Here is a 17,584-nt window from a genome sequence, read left to right as displayed (position 1 = left end):
TCGCCGGTGCGCTCTGGTTCAACCGCCGCGACTTCAAGACCTGACCGAACCTCTTGCGCCGCACGTCGGCCACTGATTCCTTGGACGTACCGAGATGACACGAACGCTCGTATGGTGATCTTCATCTGATCGGCCGGTCCTGCCGGGGGCCGGTGAATCCATGATCGTGGTGGTGGCGGGATACGGAAGTCGGCTGCTGTTGTCTCGATTCGTCCGCGGTGGTCCCGACGGTCGACCGATTCACCGGCGGCGTACGGCGATCGGATGGGGAGCCCGTCAATTGGTGGCGGTCAGACAGCTGCGTTGATCAGCAGGTCCCGTAGTTGGTCCGTGGTGGGGATGTGTCCGGCCAGGACGACGTGGTCGTTGACGACGAGGGCGGGTGTGCTCATGACGCCGTAGCCGACGATGGTCGGATAGTCGGTGACGCTGGTGACCTCGGCGGTCAGGTTCAGTTCGGTGAGCGCGTCGCGGGTGAGTCTCTCCAGGGTGTGGCAGTTGGTGCAGCCAGGCCCGAGGATCTTGACGATCATGGTGCCGTTCCTTTCAGAGGATGGCGTTGAACAGGTAGCCGGTGACCACGATGCTGGTGGCGACCACGCCGACGAAGGCGGCGAGTAGCGGTGGTTTGAGGACGCGGCGTAGCAGGATCAGTTCGGGTAGCGAGAGTGCGACGACGCTCATCATGAAGGCGAGGACGGTGCCGATCGCCATGCCTTTGGCGTAGAGGACCTCGACCAGCGGCAGGATGCCTGCGGCGTTGGAGTACAGCGGCGCCCCGATCGCCACGGCGACCAGCGGGCCGAACGGGTTCTCCGGTCCGGCGGCGCGGGTGAAGAAGTCCGCGGGTGCCCAGCCGTGGATCACCGCTCCGAGGCCGATGCCGGCGAGCAGGTAGGGCCACACCTTCCGCAGGATCGTGACGACCTCCTCGCGGCCCATCGTGACGCGGTCCGGCCAGGTCAGCTGTTGCCCCGGCACGACGGGCGTGCCGCGCAGCGTGGTCTGGTAGACGAAGTCCTCCACCCAGCGCGCCGGGCTGATCCGGCCGAGAATGTATCCAGAGATCGTGGCGATCAGCAGTCCGGAGATCACGTAGAGGACGGCGATACGGGCGCCGAACATGCCGTAGAGCAGCACGACGGCGACCTCGTTGATGAGCGGGCTGGCGATCAGGAACGACAGGGTGACGCCGAGGGGGACTCCGGCGGCGACGAAGCCGATGAACGCCGGCACCGCGGAGCAGGAACAGAACGGGGTGGCGACACCGAGTCCCGCTGCGGCGAGGTTGGCGACGCCTTCGCGGCGCCCGCCCAGCAGGGCTCGGGTGCGTTCCAGGCTGAGGTAGGAGCGTCCGATCGTGATCACGAAGATGATGCCGGTGAGCAGCAGCAGGATCTTGACGCTGTCGTAGAGGAAGAAGTGCACGCCCGAACCCAGCCGGGATCCGGCGTCCAGGTCCAGCCATTCGTAGACGACCAGATCCCACCACGGCTGGTTCAGTTGGTACGCGGCCAGCCACACGCAGGCCACGGCCGCCAAGGCTCCACCCTGGGCGGCCGGGCGGTGCCAACCGCCGACGCCCGGTGTGTGTATCGGGCTGCTGGTCATCGCGGCCTGCCGGGGAAGGCGGGCAGCGCGTTGCGGAGCCGGACGGCGGCGTCGCCGGCGATGGTGTAGTCGATCCAGCGCCCGCGTCGCCGGGCGGTCACCAGGCCTGCCTCGCGCAGCACCTTGAGGTGGTACGACAGCAGATTCGGTGCTACCGCGGCGACCGGATGCAGATCGCAGACGCATCGGGTCCGGCCGTCGCCCAGATGGGCGAGCAGCCGCCACCGCACCGGGTCGGCGGCCACGTCCAGCAGCGCCGCCGATTCGATCGGGGTTGCTGCAATCGCCGTTGAAGTGTTCACCCCTGCAGCGTCCACCCGTCGTCGTCGGCCTATGCAGGTCCTGTCGGCCCGTTCGACAAGGACTGATGGGCCGTCGGCCCAACAACGGTTACCAGCAGCGGGGTGCATGACAGGGGTGTGACTCCAGGTCGTGTCGGTGGACGTGGTCGGAGCGGGGGGATGGCGAGCTGGTCGAGCAGTCGGCGGACGCGGCGTTCGAGGTCGTCGCGGATGGGGCGGACCTGCTCGGCCGCGTTCGGTCATCGCCGTGATCACGGCCGGGTCGACCTGAGTGCCGGGTTCCGAGCCGCCGGACCAGGCGATCGCCCGGTCGCCGGCGAGCGCGGTGAAGAAGCCGAGGACCATCTGGGAGCGGCCGGCGTTGTGGGTGCACAGGAACAGCACGACCGGTTTGCCGCCGCGGTCGTGACCTTCGGCGCGGGCCAGGGCCTGTAGGCGCTGGCGGGCGAAGCGTTCGGTCAGCAGCGGCAGGTAGTTCGGGATGGTGTGGGAGGTGCGAACTGGTCGTAGCCGGTGTGCAGGAACCGCTCTATGGTTTCCGAGCTGTAGAGGCCGGTGAACTTGCCGGTCAGCCTGACGGCGGCGGCGTGCAGCGCGAGTTGCTGGTCCACGGAGACGTGGAGGTGGGGTGAGGTCAGCCATGGTCGGCTCCGATGGTGAGGGAGGGCGTGATCCGGTTGATGCGATCGGCGAGGTCGGTGCAGGCGGCCTCGAGCGCTTCGTCGGTGTCGACGGCGGCCGCAGCCTTCCTGCTCACCGCCTCCGGCGACTACCGGACCGTCCTGTCGGTCATCGGTGGCGCGGGCCTGGTCGCTGTCGCTGGGATCCTCGCCCGGGCCGACACCGCACCTCCCCGCGCCCGGGCTAGCTGACGGAGACGCGTCATGCCGCGGCGATCGGTTTCGACCGGGCCAAGGTCAACGCCACCGGAACACAGATCCCGTACATGAGCAGCCCGTACGCCAGGACGGCGAGCACCACTGTCGGTGACGCGGCGGCTGCGAAGAACAGGCCCAGCGTCAGGTTCCGCACCCCCGTCGTCATCGCCACCGCTCGCCGCTGTGCCACCGAACCGCACCACGGCAGCACCACCGGCGCCACGCTCACGATCACCAGGACCGCGATCACCGTGACGCCCGCCCAGCCGACCTGTGGCAGCCGCCCGACGCCCGTGATCAGGAAATACAGCACCAGGACGGCCAGCAGCACGTCCGCCACCCGCCGGGTCACCGGATGAATCCGTGCGGCTGTCTGCGGCCGCGACCGGCGCAGCCACATCCCCACCGCCAGCGGCACCACCTGACCCAGCAACCCACCGCCAACCACCAGCAGGCCCACACCACCGGCCGGAACCGCGCCCTGGCCCACGGCCGCCGCCCACACCGGCACGGACACCAGCCCCAGCGGGCCGAGCAGGACCTGCAGGCCGGTGCTGACCGCCAGATCCCCGCGAGCATGCAACGTCAACAACGCACCGGTGCCACCACCGGGAGCCGCCGCGGCCAGCACCACCCCGAGCGCCACCTCCGGAGCCAGACCCGCAGCCGTCACCAAGGCGACCGCCAACCCCGGCAGCACCACCACGTTGGCAGCGACAGCGACCGCCACCAGCCCGCGCCGCCGCACCAAGGCACGGAAGTCCTCCACGATCGCCGCCGTGCCGACGGCCAGCATCGACGCGACCAGCAGAACCGCGACCGCAGCCGTACTCACCGGGCCACCGCGACATGCCGACCCACACGACGCAGCAGCCGGTCCAGCACGAAAGCGGCATCCCGGCCGGCACCGCGCAGCGTCGCCGAGGCGAAACTACGCTGCCGCTCCAACCCCACGAACCCCAACCCCGGCACCACCGTCGACACCCCGCCATCATGCAAGGCAGCCCCCGACGCATCCACGGCGCCGAGCCCGGCCAGATACGGCAGGTCCGGCCGATAACCGGTAGCCAGCAACACCACATCCACCGGCTCCGCCGCACCGTCGGCCCACACCACCCGGTCACCGTCGAGCCGCTCGAACAACGGCCGCTGATCCGGGCGCCCCGCCCGGATCGCGGCCCGGTACCGGCCGTCGTCGATCACCGGCACCGACCCGGACACCAGCCGCGGACCCAGCACCGAGCTGTCCAAGCCCGTACGGGTCAGCCACCAGTGGAAATCCCGGCCCAGAATCCGCTGCCGCTGAAACCGCAACGGCCCACGCGTCGCCACGGTGACCCTCGCGAGCCCGGCGAGCTCGACCGCGATCTGCACCGCCGAGTTCCCGCCACCGACCACCACCACCCGCGCTCCGGCGAAGCCGTCCGGGTTGCGGTACTGGGCGGCGTGCAGCACCCGGCCGGTGAACGACTCCAAACCCGGCAACGACGGCCGGTACGGCGTGCCGAAACCACCGCTGGCCGCCACCACAGCATGGGCCTGTACCGGCGAGCTGCCGGCCATCGCGACGGTGAAGGTGCCGTCGTCGGCCGTGGTGACCTGTTCGACCCGGGTGCTGAAGCGGATCTCAGCGTCGAGGCCGGCGGTGTAAGCGGCCAGGTACTCGATGACCTCGTCGCGTAGCGGATACCGGTCCGGGTCACCAGGGAAGGCCCGGCCCGGCAATGCGGAGAACCGGGCCGGGGAGAACAGGGTCAGGCTGTCGTAGTACGACGGCCACGACCCGCCCGGCTCGGGTGACGCGTCCAGGACCAGCGGCCGCAGGCCGCGGCGCAGAGCGGCGTGTGCGGTGGCCAGGCCGGACTGGCCACCACCGATGACGACGAGGTCAGCGGAAGTCATACCAGCAATGTATCGTCACATCGGGAAATGACGAAATGATGGTATGAGGGGACACTGGAAGCCGATGACCACACCCATCCCGCTCGACGGGCTCACGCAGGACTTCCTCAAAGCCCTCGCCAGCGAGACCCGCCAGCAGATCATGCTGCTGTTCGCCGACGGCGACGAACGCACCGTCGGCGAGATCGCCACCGGTTGCGGCCTCGGCCAATCCAGCGCCAGCGAACAACTCGCCATCCTGCGCCGCAGCGGCCTGGTCACCTCCCGTCGCGACGGCAAACTCGTCCACTACCGCGCCGACTCAACGGCGATCAGCGCCCGGCTCGCCGACCTGCAGAGCTACCTGAACTGCTGCTGCCCGCCCCCATCCGACGACCAGGTCAGTCGTTGATCGGTCCGGATGCTCGCGGCGACCCAACCCGGGGTTTCGAACTCAAACGCGAGTTCGTTGCCGGGGACCTACGTGATCCCAGGCGGGCGGTGCTGCCGGTCGCCGCGGTGGGTCAGCGGCATGGCCGTGCCCGCGCTGATCCAAGTCGCGGTCAACGCCGGTGTGGCGGGCGGGCCGTTGCGGGGGGTGGGCGGTGGCCGACCGCCGCCGACATCGCGTTCGCCCTTGTGGTGCCGGCGTTGATCTCCACGCATCTGCCGGCCGCGTTGCGTACCTCCTGCTGACACTCGCGGTGGTCGGCGACCTGCTCGCCATTGTGATCATCGCGATGTTCAACACCAGTTTCCTGAACCTGCTGCCGCGGGCCGCCGCCCTCGTTCCGTTGGGGCTGTTCGCGTGCCTGGTGCAGCGGCGGGTTCGTTCCTGGTGGTGGCTGCCGTCGCGGACCCGTTGCGGATGCGGGATGGCCCGATGGTGCCACCTTTGTGGACCGGTTCGATAGATTCACCGTCATGAGCGAGGGCGGCGGCACGGGCTCGGGGCGGACGGTCGGGGGGCGTTACCGGTTGGGCCGGATGCTCGGGCGCGGTGGCATGGGTGCGGTGTGGCAGGCCGAGGACACTCTGCTCGCACGGCGGGTGGCGCTCAAGGAAGTGTGGCTGCCCGCGGCGGGCGACGCTGCGATGGATCCGTCCGATCCGGTGGTGCGCCGGGTCATCCGGGAGGCGCAGGCAGCGGCCCGGCTACGGCATCCCGGCATCATCACGGTCCATGACGTGATCGAGGAGGCCGGCCGGCCGTGGATCGTCATGGAGTTGATCGACGGCCGTTCTCTCGCCGACGTCATCGCAGCGCAGGGGCTGCTCAGTGAACGGCAGGCCGCCGAGGTCGGGCTCCAGGTGCTCGACGCGCTCCGCGCGGCGCACCGCGAAGGGGTGGCGCATCGCGACGTCAAACCGGCCAACATCCTGCTCGCCGAGGACCGGGTGGTGCTCACCGACTTCGGTATCGCCACCATCTACGACCGGACCGCGCTGACGGCCACCGGCCAGATGGTCGGGTCTCCGGCCTATCTGGCGCCGGAGCGTATCAACGGGCTGCCCGCTACCGCCGCGTCCGACCTGTGGGCCCTCGGGGTGACCCTGTACACCGCCGTCATCGGCGTATCCCCGTTCCAGCGCGATAGCACCCCGGCCACGCTGATGGCCGTGCTCGAGCATCGTCCTGCCGTACCGGCCTACGCCGGGCGGTTGTGGCCGCTGATCAAAGGCCTGCTGGAGAAGGATCCGGCCCGACGGCTGAACATCGAACAGGCCCGTACCCTGCTGCAGAACGTCATCGCGAACCTGGACGCCGCCGACCGTGGTGGCGGCACGAGCCCAGGCCCGCGCGCATGGCTGCCGTTCCTACGGCGCAACACCGACAGTGACGACACCGACGGTCTGCCTCCTACGGCGGTCGCGCCGGCCCCGACCGTCGCCGCCCCGACCCGGCCGAACCTCGACGATGCGACCGTGACCACCGATACGGGCGGTGACCCTGCAGGGCCGGACAGGTCCACCATCCTCGCCCATGCCTGGGCGGCCGAAGCCCCGCCGCCTGCCGCCACACCGCTGCCGGCCCATCCCGGGCCCGCGTCTGGTGCTCGCCGGGGCTGGCGGCGCACTGTGGCAGTCACCGTCGCCGCCGTGGTCGTCCTCGCGCTCGCCGGCACCCTGCTGAGGCTCTACCCCGACCTGATCGCTGCGGGTAACGACACGACGACGAGTCTCACGACCGACGCCGGCCTAGCGGGTCAGATGACAACGTCCGGCACCGCGTCGCCGTCCTCCTCCGGGATCGGGCAGACCTCGCGCCCCGGCGGCCTCGGGCCCGGCGACACGGACCTCGACGATTGTCTGGTCGGGACCTGGCAGTCGGTGGCTTTCAGCAAGAGGCTCAAGATCCGGACGGAGGTCTTCTCGGTCACCGGAGCCAAGGACGTCATCAGACGCATCCGGCCGGACGGCAATTCCACCGATGACTACAGCCGAGCCTCTGCGCTGACCGCCACCATCAACGGCAACAAGTACGCCGAGACCATCCGAGGCACTCGCGACCAGCGGGCGAGGACCGACAACGGTGTGCTCACCCTCGACGGAATCGTCAGCCGGCAGACCCTCGAGATCACCGAGAACGGCGACCAGCTACCGGTCACCGTCTACCCGAAACAGGACGAGACGTACCCGTACACCTGCTCCGCCAATGATCTCGCCCTCAATGACGGCACCAGCTACGAAACGTATAAACGCCTCAGTACCGATCCCGACCTGAAGCTTCCCGACCCCTGAACCGGGAGACCATGAAACCGAAACGGTCTGCTCAGGTGCCACTGGCCGTTGCGCGTGTTCCGACCGTCCTGCCTCGCGACGTCGCCACCGAGGACGTGACTACCGAACAGGGATGCCGTCGCCGCCGACCTGCAAGCCGGCGGTCGTCCGCGCCGCGAACCTGTGGGGCGCCGCGACGAGTACACCATCAACCCGGCCAGCCGGTTCCGGCCGGCCGTCGAGGCCGGTCACCACATAGGTGAGCTGGTCGTGCTGTTCACCACCTCGCCCTATGTCTGCACCGTGCGGCCCGGCTTTCCGATCTGCGGACACCGGCGTTGCAACAGGCCCGTGGGGATTTCATGAACGGGATCGCCGGTTGTAGGCCTCTCGGGGACGCAGACTGGAGGTCGATGACCGCACCGGAGGTCACCCGCGTCGCCGGGAGTCATGTCATGTCCGTGATACTCCTCGCCGAGGACGACGCCGGCATCACGCAACTGCTGCAGCGGTTGCTACGTCGGGCCGATTTCGAGGTGATCGCCGCCGGCGACGGTGCCACCGCGCTGGAGGCGGCCCGCTCGCGGCGACCCGATCTCGTGGTCACCGACCTTGACATGCCGGTCCTCGACGGCTGGGGTTGTGCCGCGCACTGCGCGACGATCCGCTGCCGTGTGACATCCCCGTAGTGATCATCAGTGGTGGTCTGACGGAGGGGATGGCTGGCTGATCGTGACGATTACCGCCGCGATGTCGCTTCCGGTGAATCACCGTGCATAGCCTCATGTACTGCGGCGATCAGGTGGGTGCGGGTGAAGGGCCTCTCCAGCAGGGTGACGTCCGGGCCGATGGTCCCGTGCGCGGCCAGCACCGGGGTGGCGTAGCCGGAAATGAACAGCACTTTCGTCTCGGGGTACATTGCGGTGACCTGCCCGGCGAGGGCGGTGCCGAGCAGGTGCGGCATGACGACATCGGTCAGCAGCAGGTCGATGCGCTCGTCGTGGTGGCGGGCGGTGTCGAGGGCGGCGGTGCTGTCGTCGGGGGCCGGCACCTGATAGCCGCCGGCGGTGAGCAGGCGCTGACACCTGCCGAAGGGCGGGCTCGTCCTCGACCAGCAGGACGGTCTCGCCGTGCCCGCGTATCGTGCGCGACGAGCGGTCGCGCGTAGGGGTGGCGGGATGCTGGGCGGTGACGGGCAGCATGATGGTGATGGTGGTGCCCAGGCCTTCTTCGGAGTAGATGCGCCCGGTGCCGCCGGCGGCGGTGACCAGCCCGTACACCATGGCCAGGCCGAGGCCTGTGCCCTGGCCGAGGGCCTTGGTGGTGAAGAACGGCTCGAAGACCCGGTCGATGACGGATTGGGGCATGCCGGTGTCGCTGACGCATAGCCGGGTGTACTCGCCGACGGCGAGTTCAGGGCGCTGGGTGAGGTAGCCGGCGTCGACGAGCACGCTGGCGGTGTCGACGGTGAGCGCACCGCCACCGGGCATGGCGTCGCAGGCGTTGACGGCGAGGTTGACCAGGACCTGCTCCAGCTGACCCGGGTCGAACAGTACGGGCCCGCAGTCGCCGGGGCAGTGGGTGGTGAGCAGGATGTGTCCGCACAGCGAGCGGCGCAGCATGGTTTCGACGTTGTGGATGACGTCAGCGACCTTGATGACTTCGGGGCGGGTGACGTCCTGGCGAGCGAAGGCGAGCAGTTGGCGGGTCAGATCGGCGCCTCGGCGGGTGGCCCGCAGGATCTGAGGGGCATCGCGGTTTACCTCACCGATCCAGCGCTGCCCGTCGGCTTCGTCGAGGTGCTCGGCGTTGGTGTCGGTGACGAATTCGGTGTAGTTGATGATGACGGCGAGCAGGTTGTTGAAGTCGCGGGCGATCCCGGCGGCGAGCTGGCCGAGGTTTTTGATGCGCTGCGTGTGCTGTAGCTTCGCCCGTTCGGCCTCTTCACGGAGCCGGGCGCGTTCGGTTCGGCGCGCAGCCGGTCGCTGATGTCGCGTACCGCGGCGGAGACCAGCAGTCCCGTGTCGGTGTGCAGGCCGGACAGGCTGATCTCGGCGGGCAACACGCTGCCGTCCTCGCGTTTGGCGTACAGCGGTTCCCCCAGTGCCCATCGCCCGATGGCTGACCGCGGCGAAGTAACGGCTGCCGGACTCGCGGGTTCGCTGGGCGGGGCCCGGGAGGGACATCCCCGGAGGAGTGGCACAGTCAGCCGATACCTTGTGAGGAGTCCCTCAAGTGTGTGCCGTCCTTCACGAGGCGGTGTTCAACAGAAGGCGTCACCTTCACCGGGCGGTAGATGGACGGTGAAGCGGGTTCCCTGGTGGGGGTCGCTGTGCACGGTGATGGTGCCATGGTGGGCATGGACGATGGCCTGGGTGATGGCCAGTCCGAGGCCGGCGCCGTGAGCGATGCGGCTGTCGGTGTCCGGGGTGACCTGGGCCTGCCATTCGAAGATCCGCTCGAGTTGGCCCCCGGGGATGCCGCGGCCGTGGTCGGCGACGGTGAAGGAGGTTCCGGCCTGGTCGCTGTGCCCGGTGAAGGTGACGGTGCCGCCGGGCGGGGAGAATTTGATCGCGTTGGTGACCAGGTTGATCAGGGCCTGGCAGATGCGGTGCGGGTCGACGGTGATTCGATGGTCGGCGACGTCGATGACCAGGTGGATGCCGGCGGTATGGGCGACGGGGCCGGCGGTGTCGGCGACCTGGCGGGCGATGGCGCCGGTGGTGGTGGGCTCGGGCCGTACGGTGAAGGTGCCGGATCGTTGCCGGTCGAGGTCGATCAGGTCGTTGGCGATGTGCAGCATGCGGTCGGCGTTGCGTTGCATCAGGCGTATCGACGGCTCGACGTCGGCGGGCAGTCGCTGGTCGCCGAGGATTTCCAGGGTGCCGAGCACGGCCAGCAGGGGATTGCGGAGTTCGTGGCTGACGATGCTGAGCAGTCGCTCCAGTTGCGCGGTGCGGGCCCGGACCCGGGTCTCGAGGTCGTTGATGAGGCGCACGTTCTCGATGGCGACGCAGGTGGTGTCGGCGAGGGCTTGCACGAGGGCGACCTCGTCGGGGCCGGCGGCATGCTGGTCGGCCCAGTAGACGCCGATGGCGCCGATCGGGTCACGGGCTCGGATGGGCACCATGATCAGGCTGCGGACGAAGGTGGGCCGGTAGGCGTCGTGCGGGATTCTCGGGTCGGCGTAGATGTCGGGGATGACGACGCTCTGCCGGTTGAGCATTGCCCAGCCGCTGATGCAGGCGCTCAGGGGGAATCGTTGACCTTTCCACAGCGGTGCGATGGCGTCCTCGTCGACGTAGTGGCACTGGTCGCCGTCGCGCAGGACGAAGGTGGCGCCGTCGGCGTCGAGCAGGTGGCGGGCGGCGTGCCGGGTGATGTCACGAACCGCCTGATCGGTATGAGCGGCAGATAACTGCTGGACCACGCCCAGCAGCCGCTGGGCGCGGGCATCGAGGCCCGCGGCGGTCTCCGGTGCGATGGCCATGCCCACCTCCACGGTCGCACACCATTGATGCGGCTGTCTTTTCAACCGCTGGCCGCGAAACGCGTGTCCAGGTTAGTGACGGCCTTCAGGACGTATCCATAGCCGCGGGGAATCTGCTCCTGATCTGCACCCGACCGGTCCTCGACGTGCCAAAGACCCCACTGGCGGACATCTCTGCGACCTCGCGTCTCCTTGGGGCCGGGTTCAGGCGCAGAGCAGCCCCGCCCGGCCGGTGACGTCGAGAACCTGCCGGACGATGCCGTGGGCGTTGACGACCGTGAACCCACGCTCTGCCGTCAGGGCCGCCTGGTATCCGGCGACGAGACTGGCGACCAGGTGCGAGTCGATGAAACGGGTGTGCTCCAGATCGACGATGAGCTCGCCGTCGTGGGCGTGGACCTCCGCATCGAGCTCTACATCGACGACGGTGCGTGCCAGGTGCGGCAGTTCGGTATACGCCCAGACAACATTGACAGCGTCGGCTTCTCCTCGGACGGCCGCACGATCGCGGCCTTCGCCGGTGACGACAACACCGTCAGGCTCCGGGTCACCGCCACCGGAGCGCTCACCGCACAGGTCACCGGCCACCTCAACGCCAGCAGCGACCCGGCATTCGCCGCCGATGACACGCTGGTCACCCGGCTCTCGGACAACGCGGCGGCGCTCTGGCCACCCGACCCCGGCGAGGTGGCCCGGGAGGTATGAGGCATCGGCACGGAGGCCGCCGCCAAGCGTTTCGGGCCGGTGCGGATGGTGTGAGTTCGTGGCGGCATGGCAGACGAGGTAGGCCGTAGATCGCAGCCAGCGCGGCGGCGGGGCGCGCTCAAGAGCGTTCGTCTATACGGGCTCTGTGGTTGTCGAGGCCTAGCACCTCACGGCCGCCGTCAGCGTTGACGCCCACCGCGACCAGCGCATGGACGTTGACCGTGCGGCCGTGCTCGCGGACCTTGATGACCAGCGCGTCGGTCCACACGAACGTGTACGGACCTTGGTCCAGCGGCCGGTTACGGAACGCCTCGACCTGGACGTCGAGGTGCCGGGCCATCTCCGATACCTGACTCTTGGACAGCGACTTGACGCCGAGTTGCTCCACCAGACGTTGCATCCGCCGCGTCGACACCCCGAGCAGATACAGGTCGCCACGACGCTGACCAGGGCCTGCTCAGCGCGGCGACGGTGTTCCAGCAGCCAGTCCGGAAAGTACGAGCCCGTACGCAGTTTCGGGATGGCCAGCTCGATGGTGCCGGCCCTGGTGTCCCACTCCCGCTGACGGTAACCGTTGCGCGAGTTGGTCCGCTCGACGGTGCGCTCGCCGTGACCGGCACCGCAGAGGGCGTCGGCCTCAGCGGACATCAACGCGTCGGCGAACGTCTTGACCAGGGACTGCAGCACATCAGGGCTCGCCGATTCCAAATGCGCGCCCAGCAAACCGGCAAGGTCCAAACTCGGTTCTGCGGCCATCGCAGGTCTCTCCTTCGTGATCTTCGAACAATCCGAAGGATCTGCGGTGGCCGCCTCGTTCGTCCCGGAAAGTCCAGGTCATACACCACTTCGGTGGACGTGACCCGACGGTGTCGACCATTGCGGTCTACGGATTCGGTGGGGCACCACCGCATCTCGGCTTCGTCGGCCGCCCGCTTGCGACGTTGCGTCAAGGCATGCTTCAGCCGAAGGTGCGGCTGGCGTAGTAGCAGTTGTCGTAGCGGGCGCCGCCCGACAGCTTCCACGACCCGGAGTACGGCCTCGGGCCGCCGCTCGCGGAGGTCTGGACGACGACCTGATAGCTGCCGGGCTTGAGCCGTACGGTCCTGGCGGGCACACCGGTGCCGCCGCACGTCGTGCCGAAGTATCCACCGAGCAGGGGCGTCGTCGTGCGCACCTGGCAGGAAGCGCAGGCCGGGATCGTGAGCCGGTCGGCGACCGGTCCGCTGTACAGGATCTCCAGTGCGTACGGCGAGTCGTTGACCACCTCCACGATGGCAGTGCCGGACGGGCCGGAGCCGGTGCGTTCCAGCGGGGCGATGTCTCCGGTCTCGCCGGCCGTGATCTTGGCGACCTCGGCGGCGATCCGCTTCTGCCGGGCCTGCCCGACCCGGGCGTCACGCGGGTAGTCGGTGATGAACGAGTCCAGATGCCCGATGGCCGCGTCGTACTCGCCGGCGGCGATCTCTTTCAGCCCGCAGTCGTACAGCGCATCGGGATGGGCGGCGCGGGCCCGTGCGGCTCCCGCCTTCGCCTCCGGCAGCGACACCGTGCCCAGGTAGGTCAGCTCATCGAGTACGCGGCACGGCTGGCCCTGAGCTTTCGCGATCACCGAGGCGTAGGCCGTCTCGAGATCGGACGGGACCGCGGCGGCCTGGGCGGTGCCCGGATGGTCGGTGAGGACCTCTTGGAGGTCGGCGACGGCTTTGCGTCGCAGTTCCGCCGCCCGGGCTCCGTCTGTCTGGTCGTCCGCCATCGTGTGGAAAGTCCTGCCGCGCTGCAGATACGCCTCCGCGCGACCGGCTCGAGCCCGCGCGAGCAGCAACCCGTTCGGATATCTGCTCAGCTGCGCATCGAAGTCCTCGGGCTCCGAGTAGGCCTCGGCGGCCAACAGGTCCCGGCACTCACGCTGGTCCGCGCGAGCGTCGGCGGTGACGGAGGTGAGGGTGAGCTCATAGCGGGCCTGGACGCTCGCGTACTCGGCCAACGCCGCCGGACAGTCACCCGCCGCGTGGGCGGCGCGCGCGTCGGCCAGGGCCGACCGGCCGGCCGCCTGGTAGCCGACAAACCCGGCGACGATCAGCAGCGCCAGCGTCGCCGCGGTCGCCAGCGGCCGGCGTGGCAGCCGGCCGCGGACCGCCGCGGCGTGCGGCGGCCGGGCCAACCGCCAGGCGTCGAAGGTCGTGGCGCCGACGCCGAGCACAGCGACCGTGACCCAGAAACCGGGACTCTGCGAGGCGCTGTGCGCGGCCGCGAACCAGAGCACCAGGGTGGTCGCCACCAGCGCCACCACTGCCCTCTTCCACCGGCCCAGGTACAGATAGCCGGCGGCGACCCCGCTCCCGTTCAGCAGCGCCGCGATCCGGGGATCGCGGCCGCGAACGGACAGGTCGACCATCGGGCGCCGTCGGACGGAGACTGCTACGGCCAGCGGGTGTCCGTTCTCGTGCGCCAGCCGCTGCCACGCGAGTTCCTGGTCGCCGTCCCCCCGGCGCTGGGCGGCGGCCATCTGCCGGAACGCCGCCTCACCGAGTGCCTCCCGGCGTGCCGCATCTGCTTCGGGTCCCGGGTCCGGTGCGGCCGGCAGAGCGTCGAGCCGCGCCGGAACGGGATGTCCGGCGAGCAGCACCGGGTAGATCAGTTCGATCCAATCCAGGATGGATCGGATGCGATCGGCGTGACCACGGCCCGGCCGGGTGAGCCGGTCTCGGGTGGCAATCAAGATCTCATCGAGTACGCCGAGATCAGCGCCGTGCCGGACGAACGCGATCACTTGCACGACAAACGCGCCGTCGGTGCTGGTGCCGCCCTCACCGCGCTCGATCGCCAGGACCGTCCGATGGGCGATCGTGGCGGCCAGCGAGAGCAGACGGGGTCCTTCACTCGGCGACGGCACAGCCGTACTCCTCTCGCTGGTGTGGTCGAATGCCGTTGCTGCACCGGGCCCGGCGTGGACCTTCGCCGGCGCAGCGGGTAAGTCAGTCCCTACCGACAAGCCTGGACGGTCCATGTAGGGACGTCTATGCCGCATCGGTGCGGCATGGACCACGCCGTGAGCGCGTGGCATGCTGCGGTCGTGAACGCCGATCCGGGCGACGACGCCGTGCTTCCCCGGGTGGTCGACCTGCATCAGCGGATCCGGGCGATCACCACAGGGGTGATCTTGCTGTCCCGCGTCGGCACCCTGGGGATGGTCGTCCTGAGTATCGTGTCGTTGGCCCGGGCCAGCGGATTCACCGACCCCACCCTGGCCGCGGCCACCTACAGCGTCGTGGCACTGTGGAACGTCGTGTTCCTGCCCACGGTGGCGGTGCGCGCCCCGATCCCGCGCTCGGTGCTGGCCGGGGACATCGCGGTCACCGCGGTGGCGGTGGCCGTTCTGCCGTGGGGCCTGAGCGACGCGGCGTTCGCGACGGTGGCGGTGCCCGACTTCGAACCGGTCGCCGTCTCGGCGGCGGTGGCAGTGGCCCTGGCCACTGCGTCGTGGACCGGGACGGTCGCCGGCTGCCTGACCCTGGCGATCGGGTTCGCCGTGGCCGAACGCGCCGCCCCCGACGACATCGATGTGACCTCGGTGCTCAACGTGATCGGCTGGCAGGTCGTCACGGCCGCCTGCTGCTGCCTGTTCATGCGCCGGCTGCGCGCCCTGGCGGCGGCCGTGGACGTGGCCACCGAGCAGGTGATCGTCGCCCGGGAGCGGCTCGCGGCCCGGCGTAGTCAGGCCGAGGAGCGGGTGCGTCAGTTCCACGAACAGGTGCGCCGCCACCGGGCCCTGCACGACGGTCCGTTGCGGCTGCTGACCGCGGTCGCCGGGCCCGGACCGGCCGGACATCCCGACCCACGGGTCCGTCAGCAGGCCGCGATCAGCGCGAACGTGCTGCGCGGCGCCACCCCGGACCACCCCGACGGCACCCTGACCGAGCTGTCGCTGGCCCTGATCGAGGCCGGCAACGACATCGCCACCGCCGGCCTGCGGGTGGAGTACCACTTCGCCAACCTGCCGGACACGCTGCCGCCGGAGGTGCTGCACGCCTTCCGGCACGCGGCCGGTGAGGCATTGGCCAACGTCGCCCACCATGCCGGCACCAACCGGGTCCGGCTGACCGCCCTGACCGACCGGCAACACAGCGGGACGGTCACGGTGGCGGTGGTCGACCAGGGCAACGGCTTCGACCCGGAGCAGACCCCACCGGGGTACGGCATCCGGCACTCGATCACCGCCCGGATGACCGAGGTCGGCGGGAGCGCCGGTGTGGACAGCCATCCCGGCCAGGGCACCCGGGTCGACCTGTGGTGGCCGGCATGATCCGGGTGGCGGTCGTCGACAACGACAAGCTGGTGGCCGCCGGGCTGCGGGCGCTGCTGGCGGAAAGCGACGACATCGAACTGGTGCACAGCGCCACCAGCATGAGCGAGCACCTCGCCGCAGCCCCTCCGACCGATGTCGTCCTGCTGGACCTACGACTCGAGGACGGCACCGATCCGGCGGCCAACGTCTCGGTGCTGCGGCGCACCGGCGTGCGGGTGATCGTCTTCTCGGTGCACGGGGATCGGCACCATGTACGGTCCACGATCCGGGCGGGGGCCAGCGGATATCTCATCAAGGACGACGACGCGGCCAAGCTGGCCGAGGCCGTGCGCGGCGGTCACGACGGCCAACTGGCACTGACCGCCGAGCTGATGAGCATCATCAATGACGACCCGCCCGAACTGTCGCCCCAGGAGGCGCGGGCACTCTACCTGTACGGCACGGGCAGCACCCTCGCGGCCACCGCACGGCGGATGGGCGTGACCATCCCCACCGTACGGTCGTACCTGACCCGGATCCGAGCCAAGTGGGCGGCCATCGACGAGCCGGTCGACGACGTACGCAGACTGGTGCACGAGTACGACCCCCACGGCCGACCCGCGGGCTCGCCCCGAGACGGGGCATCGTGAGTGCCGCGCCGGCTCCCTGTTCGCCCCACCTTGACGGAGCCGCTGGTGCCAGAGTCGCAGCCAGATGCCGGATCCGGTGGCAGGCCGCTGCCAATTGCGTCGGCTGCTGGGTCGTCGCCGTGGCGGCCGGTGAGAAGGTCGGCGAACTGCTGCACGCGCTCGGCAAGGACGGTCAGGTGAGCGCAGGAGGCCAGGAGATCGTCCAATTGCTGCGGGTTTGATCATCAGCCACGACACCAGCCGGCGCGGTGAGTCTGATGTGTGGATCGCATCGGCGCGACCTTTGGTTGAGGTAGCGGACCAGCTCCCCGTGGTCGTTGATGCGTGTGCCACCGCCGGGCGCGCTCTGATGCTTGCGATGACCCGCCGGCTGAGGAGTACACGCCACCCGCCGGGCTAGGCGGATTCAGAAGAGAGAGGACTGGCCGGGGAGCTGCTCGTCCGCGCGGGCGGGCACCGCTGCGGTGGCGGTGATCGGGCGGTCCGGGCCGTGCCAGGGCTCGTCCAGCCAGCTCAGCATCGAACGGTAGGGCAGTCCTTCCTCGTTGAAGGGGCGGTATCGCAGATCGGCGGCGGCCTCGTGCAGGGATCGCAGCAGAGTGTCGTCGACCTGTCGCAAGTCGAGGGCGGCCCGCAACCGGGTGCGGTCCGCATTCAGCTCAGGCCAGTCCTCGCGGATCTCCGCGTCGGCTGTCGCGAGCCAGTCCCGCAGCTTGCGTCCCTCGTCCTCGTCGACCGGGAAAGCCGTGGCGTCGTGGAGGCTCGATACTCCGATGATCAGGGCCAGTCCGTCCCGCAGCCCGGTGGCGACAAGACCACCTTCGCCTTCCGAGCCGACGTACAACATCGGCCGTTGTGGACCGCTTCCGGCCAGAAGAAACGCTCCGCCCGAGCCATCCCCGGCGATCATCTCCAGCGGCTCACCACCGGCCAGCGCCACCGGCTCGACGGGTCCGTAGTCGCGGCGATAGAGCTCGAAATCGAAGCGTCCCAGCAGGTCCTCGATCCACGGCGTGCCCTCGATGCGGTCGAGTAGTTCCCGGTCGTTCATTCGCACTGCC

Annotated in this window: 18 protein-coding genes and 3 pseudogenes; 9 read left to right on the top strand and 12 right to left on the bottom strand. The window is 69.5% G+C overall.

Features of this window, described 5'->3' with window-relative positions; genetic code table 11:
- Positions 1–290: 290 nt before the first annotated feature.
- The 4 genes from Q0Z83_RS19645 to Q0Z83_RS19630 all read right to left on the bottom strand — a co-directional run bounded on the left by Q0Z83_RS19645 (position 291) and on the right by Q0Z83_RS19630 (position 2,524).
- Positions 291–533, bottom strand: coding sequence for a thioredoxin family protein (locus tag Q0Z83_RS19645; RefSeq protein WP_317795405.1), 243 nt, complete (start codon positions 531–533; stop codon positions 291–293).
- Positions 534–546: 13 nt separating this feature from the next.
- On the bottom strand, positions 547–1,533 hold the full coding sequence (locus Q0Z83_RS19640) for a permease (protein ID WP_317797102.1): 987 nt from the start codon (positions 1,531–1,533) through the stop codon (positions 547–549).
- Between the two features lie 74 nt (positions 1,534–1,607).
- The gene (locus Q0Z83_RS19635; protein ID WP_317795404.1) at positions 1,608–1,913 is read right to left on the bottom strand and encodes an ArsR/SmtB family transcription factor; all 306 of its coding nucleotides are present in this window, start codon (positions 1,911–1,913) and stop codon (positions 1,608–1,610) included.
- 458 nt (positions 1,914–2,371) lie between these two features.
- Positions 2,372–2,524 carry a hypothetical protein gene (locus Q0Z83_RS19630; RefSeq protein ID WP_317795403.1) on the bottom strand — a complete coding sequence of 51 codons (153 nt, stop codon included), beginning with the start codon at positions 2,522–2,524 and terminating at the stop codon, positions 2,372–2,374.
- A 69-nt stretch (positions 2,525–2,593) separates the two neighbouring features.
- On the opposite strand from Q0Z83_RS19630, the gene Q0Z83_RS19625 reads away from it, so the two are divergent.
- Positions 2,594–2,785, top strand: coding sequence for a hypothetical protein (locus tag Q0Z83_RS19625; RefSeq protein WP_317795402.1), 192 nt, complete (start codon positions 2,594–2,596; stop codon positions 2,783–2,785).
- Positions 2,786–2,795: 10 nt separating this feature from the next.
- Here Q0Z83_RS19625 and Q0Z83_RS19620 read toward each other — a convergent pair whose 3' ends face one another.
- Positions 2,796–3,626 (bottom strand): hypothetical protein, encoded by an 831-nt coding sequence (locus tag Q0Z83_RS19620; RefSeq protein WP_317795401.1) that lies wholly within the window; start codon positions 3,624–3,626, stop codon positions 2,796–2,798.
- Positions 3,623–4,693 (bottom strand): flavin-containing monooxygenase, encoded by a 1,071-nt coding sequence (locus Q0Z83_RS19615; RefSeq protein ID WP_317795400.1) that lies wholly within the window; start codon positions 4,691–4,693, stop codon positions 3,623–3,625. The genes Q0Z83_RS19620 and Q0Z83_RS19615 overlap by 4 nt, the downstream gene beginning before the upstream one ends.
- Positions 4,694–4,757: 64 nt before the next feature.
- Here Q0Z83_RS19615 and Q0Z83_RS19610 point away from each other — a divergent pair, with 64 nt between their 5' ends.
- From Q0Z83_RS19610 to Q0Z83_RS19590, 4 genes and pseudogenes are all read left to right on the top strand, one after another.
- Complete coding sequence (locus Q0Z83_RS19610; RefSeq protein WP_317795399.1) at positions 4,758–5,084, top strand: ArsR/SmtB family transcription factor; 327 nt, start codon at positions 4,758–4,760, stop codon at positions 5,082–5,084.
- Positions 5,081–5,586 (top strand): annotated as a pseudogene (locus tag Q0Z83_RS55815) (Na+/H+ antiporter NhaA). Before Q0Z83_RS19610 ends, Q0Z83_RS55815 begins: the two are co-directional and overlap by 4 nt.
- A 10-nt stretch (positions 5,587–5,596) precedes the next feature.
- The gene (locus Q0Z83_RS19595) at positions 5,597–7,414 is read left to right on the top strand and encodes a serine/threonine-protein kinase (protein ID WP_317795397.1); all 1,818 of its coding nucleotides are present in this window, start codon (positions 5,597–5,599) and stop codon (positions 7,412–7,414) included.
- A gap of 434 nt (positions 7,415–7,848) precedes the next feature.
- Positions 7,849–8,082: a response regulator gene (locus Q0Z83_RS19590; protein ID WP_317795396.1), complete on the top strand. Its 234-nt coding sequence runs from the start codon at positions 7,849–7,851 to the stop codon at positions 8,080–8,082.
- 50 nt (positions 8,083–8,132) lie between these two features.
- Here the strand turns inward: Q0Z83_RS19590 and Q0Z83_RS19585 are convergent, their stop codons facing one another.
- Positions 8,133–8,468: a response regulator gene (locus tag Q0Z83_RS19585; RefSeq protein WP_317797100.1), complete on the bottom strand. Its 336-nt coding sequence runs from the start codon at positions 8,466–8,468 to the stop codon at positions 8,133–8,135.
- Between the two features lie 172 nt (positions 8,469–8,640).
- Positions 8,641–8,883, bottom strand: a pseudogene (locus tag Q0Z83_RS55810) (ATP-binding protein); the annotation flags it as partial.
- A gap of 144 nt (positions 8,884–9,027) precedes the next feature.
- Between Q0Z83_RS55810 and Q0Z83_RS19575 the strand changes: the two are divergent.
- Complete coding sequence (locus Q0Z83_RS19575; protein WP_317795395.1) at positions 9,028–9,318, top strand: hypothetical protein; 291 nt, start codon at positions 9,028–9,030, stop codon at positions 9,316–9,318.
- 338 nt (positions 9,319–9,656) lie between these two features.
- Here Q0Z83_RS19575 and Q0Z83_RS19570 read toward each other — a convergent pair whose 3' ends face one another.
- A complete protein-coding gene (locus Q0Z83_RS19570) occupies positions 9,657–10,883 on the bottom strand; it encodes a GAF domain-containing sensor histidine kinase (protein WP_317795394.1) in 1,227 nt (408 codons plus the stop codon).
- Between the two features lie 336 nt (positions 10,884–11,219).
- Here Q0Z83_RS19570 and Q0Z83_RS19565 point away from each other — a divergent pair, with 336 nt between their 5' ends.
- The gene (locus Q0Z83_RS19565; RefSeq protein WP_317795393.1) at positions 11,220–11,588 is read left to right on the top strand and encodes a WD40 repeat domain-containing protein; all 369 of its coding nucleotides are present in this window, start codon (positions 11,220–11,222) and stop codon (positions 11,586–11,588) included.
- Positions 11,589–11,742: 154 nt separating this feature from the next.
- Here Q0Z83_RS19565 and Q0Z83_RS19560 read toward each other — a convergent pair.
- Together Q0Z83_RS19560 and Q0Z83_RS19555 are read right to left on the bottom strand one after the other, a co-directional pair.
- A pseudogene (locus tag Q0Z83_RS19560) lies at positions 11,743–12,344 on the bottom strand (IS256 family transposase); the annotation flags it as partial.
- 202 nt (positions 12,345–12,546) lie between these two features.
- A complete protein-coding gene (locus Q0Z83_RS19555) occupies positions 12,547–14,481 on the bottom strand; it encodes a hypothetical protein (protein WP_317795392.1) in 1,935 nt (644 codons plus the stop codon).
- A gap of 180 nt (positions 14,482–14,661) precedes the next feature.
- On the opposite strand from Q0Z83_RS19555, the gene Q0Z83_RS19550 reads away from it, so the two are divergent.
- Positions 14,662–15,891 carry a sensor histidine kinase gene (locus Q0Z83_RS19550; RefSeq protein ID WP_317795391.1) on the top strand — a complete coding sequence of 410 codons (1,230 nt, stop codon included), beginning with the start codon at positions 14,662–14,664 and terminating at the stop codon, positions 15,889–15,891.
- Positions 15,888–16,523 (top strand): response regulator transcription factor, encoded by a 636-nt coding sequence (locus tag Q0Z83_RS19545; protein ID WP_317795390.1) that lies wholly within the window; start codon positions 15,888–15,890, stop codon positions 16,521–16,523. The genes Q0Z83_RS19550 and Q0Z83_RS19545 overlap by 4 nt, the downstream gene beginning before the upstream one ends.
- A 406-nt stretch (positions 16,524–16,929) precedes the next feature.
- Here the strand turns inward: Q0Z83_RS19545 and Q0Z83_RS19540 are convergent, their stop codons facing one another.
- Positions 16,930–17,574 (bottom strand): hypothetical protein, encoded by a 645-nt coding sequence (locus Q0Z83_RS19540; protein ID WP_317795389.1) that lies wholly within the window; start codon positions 17,572–17,574, stop codon positions 16,930–16,932.
- Between the last annotated feature and the right edge of the window lie 10 nt (positions 17,575–17,584).

Source organism: Actinoplanes sichuanensis (assembly GCF_033097365.1).
GTDB classification, from domain to species: domain Bacteria; phylum Actinomycetota; class Actinomycetes; order Mycobacteriales; family Micromonosporaceae; genus Actinoplanes; species Actinoplanes sichuanensis.
Note: the sequence above shows the minus strand (reverse complement) of the source record. Positions and strands in the feature narration are given on the sequence as shown.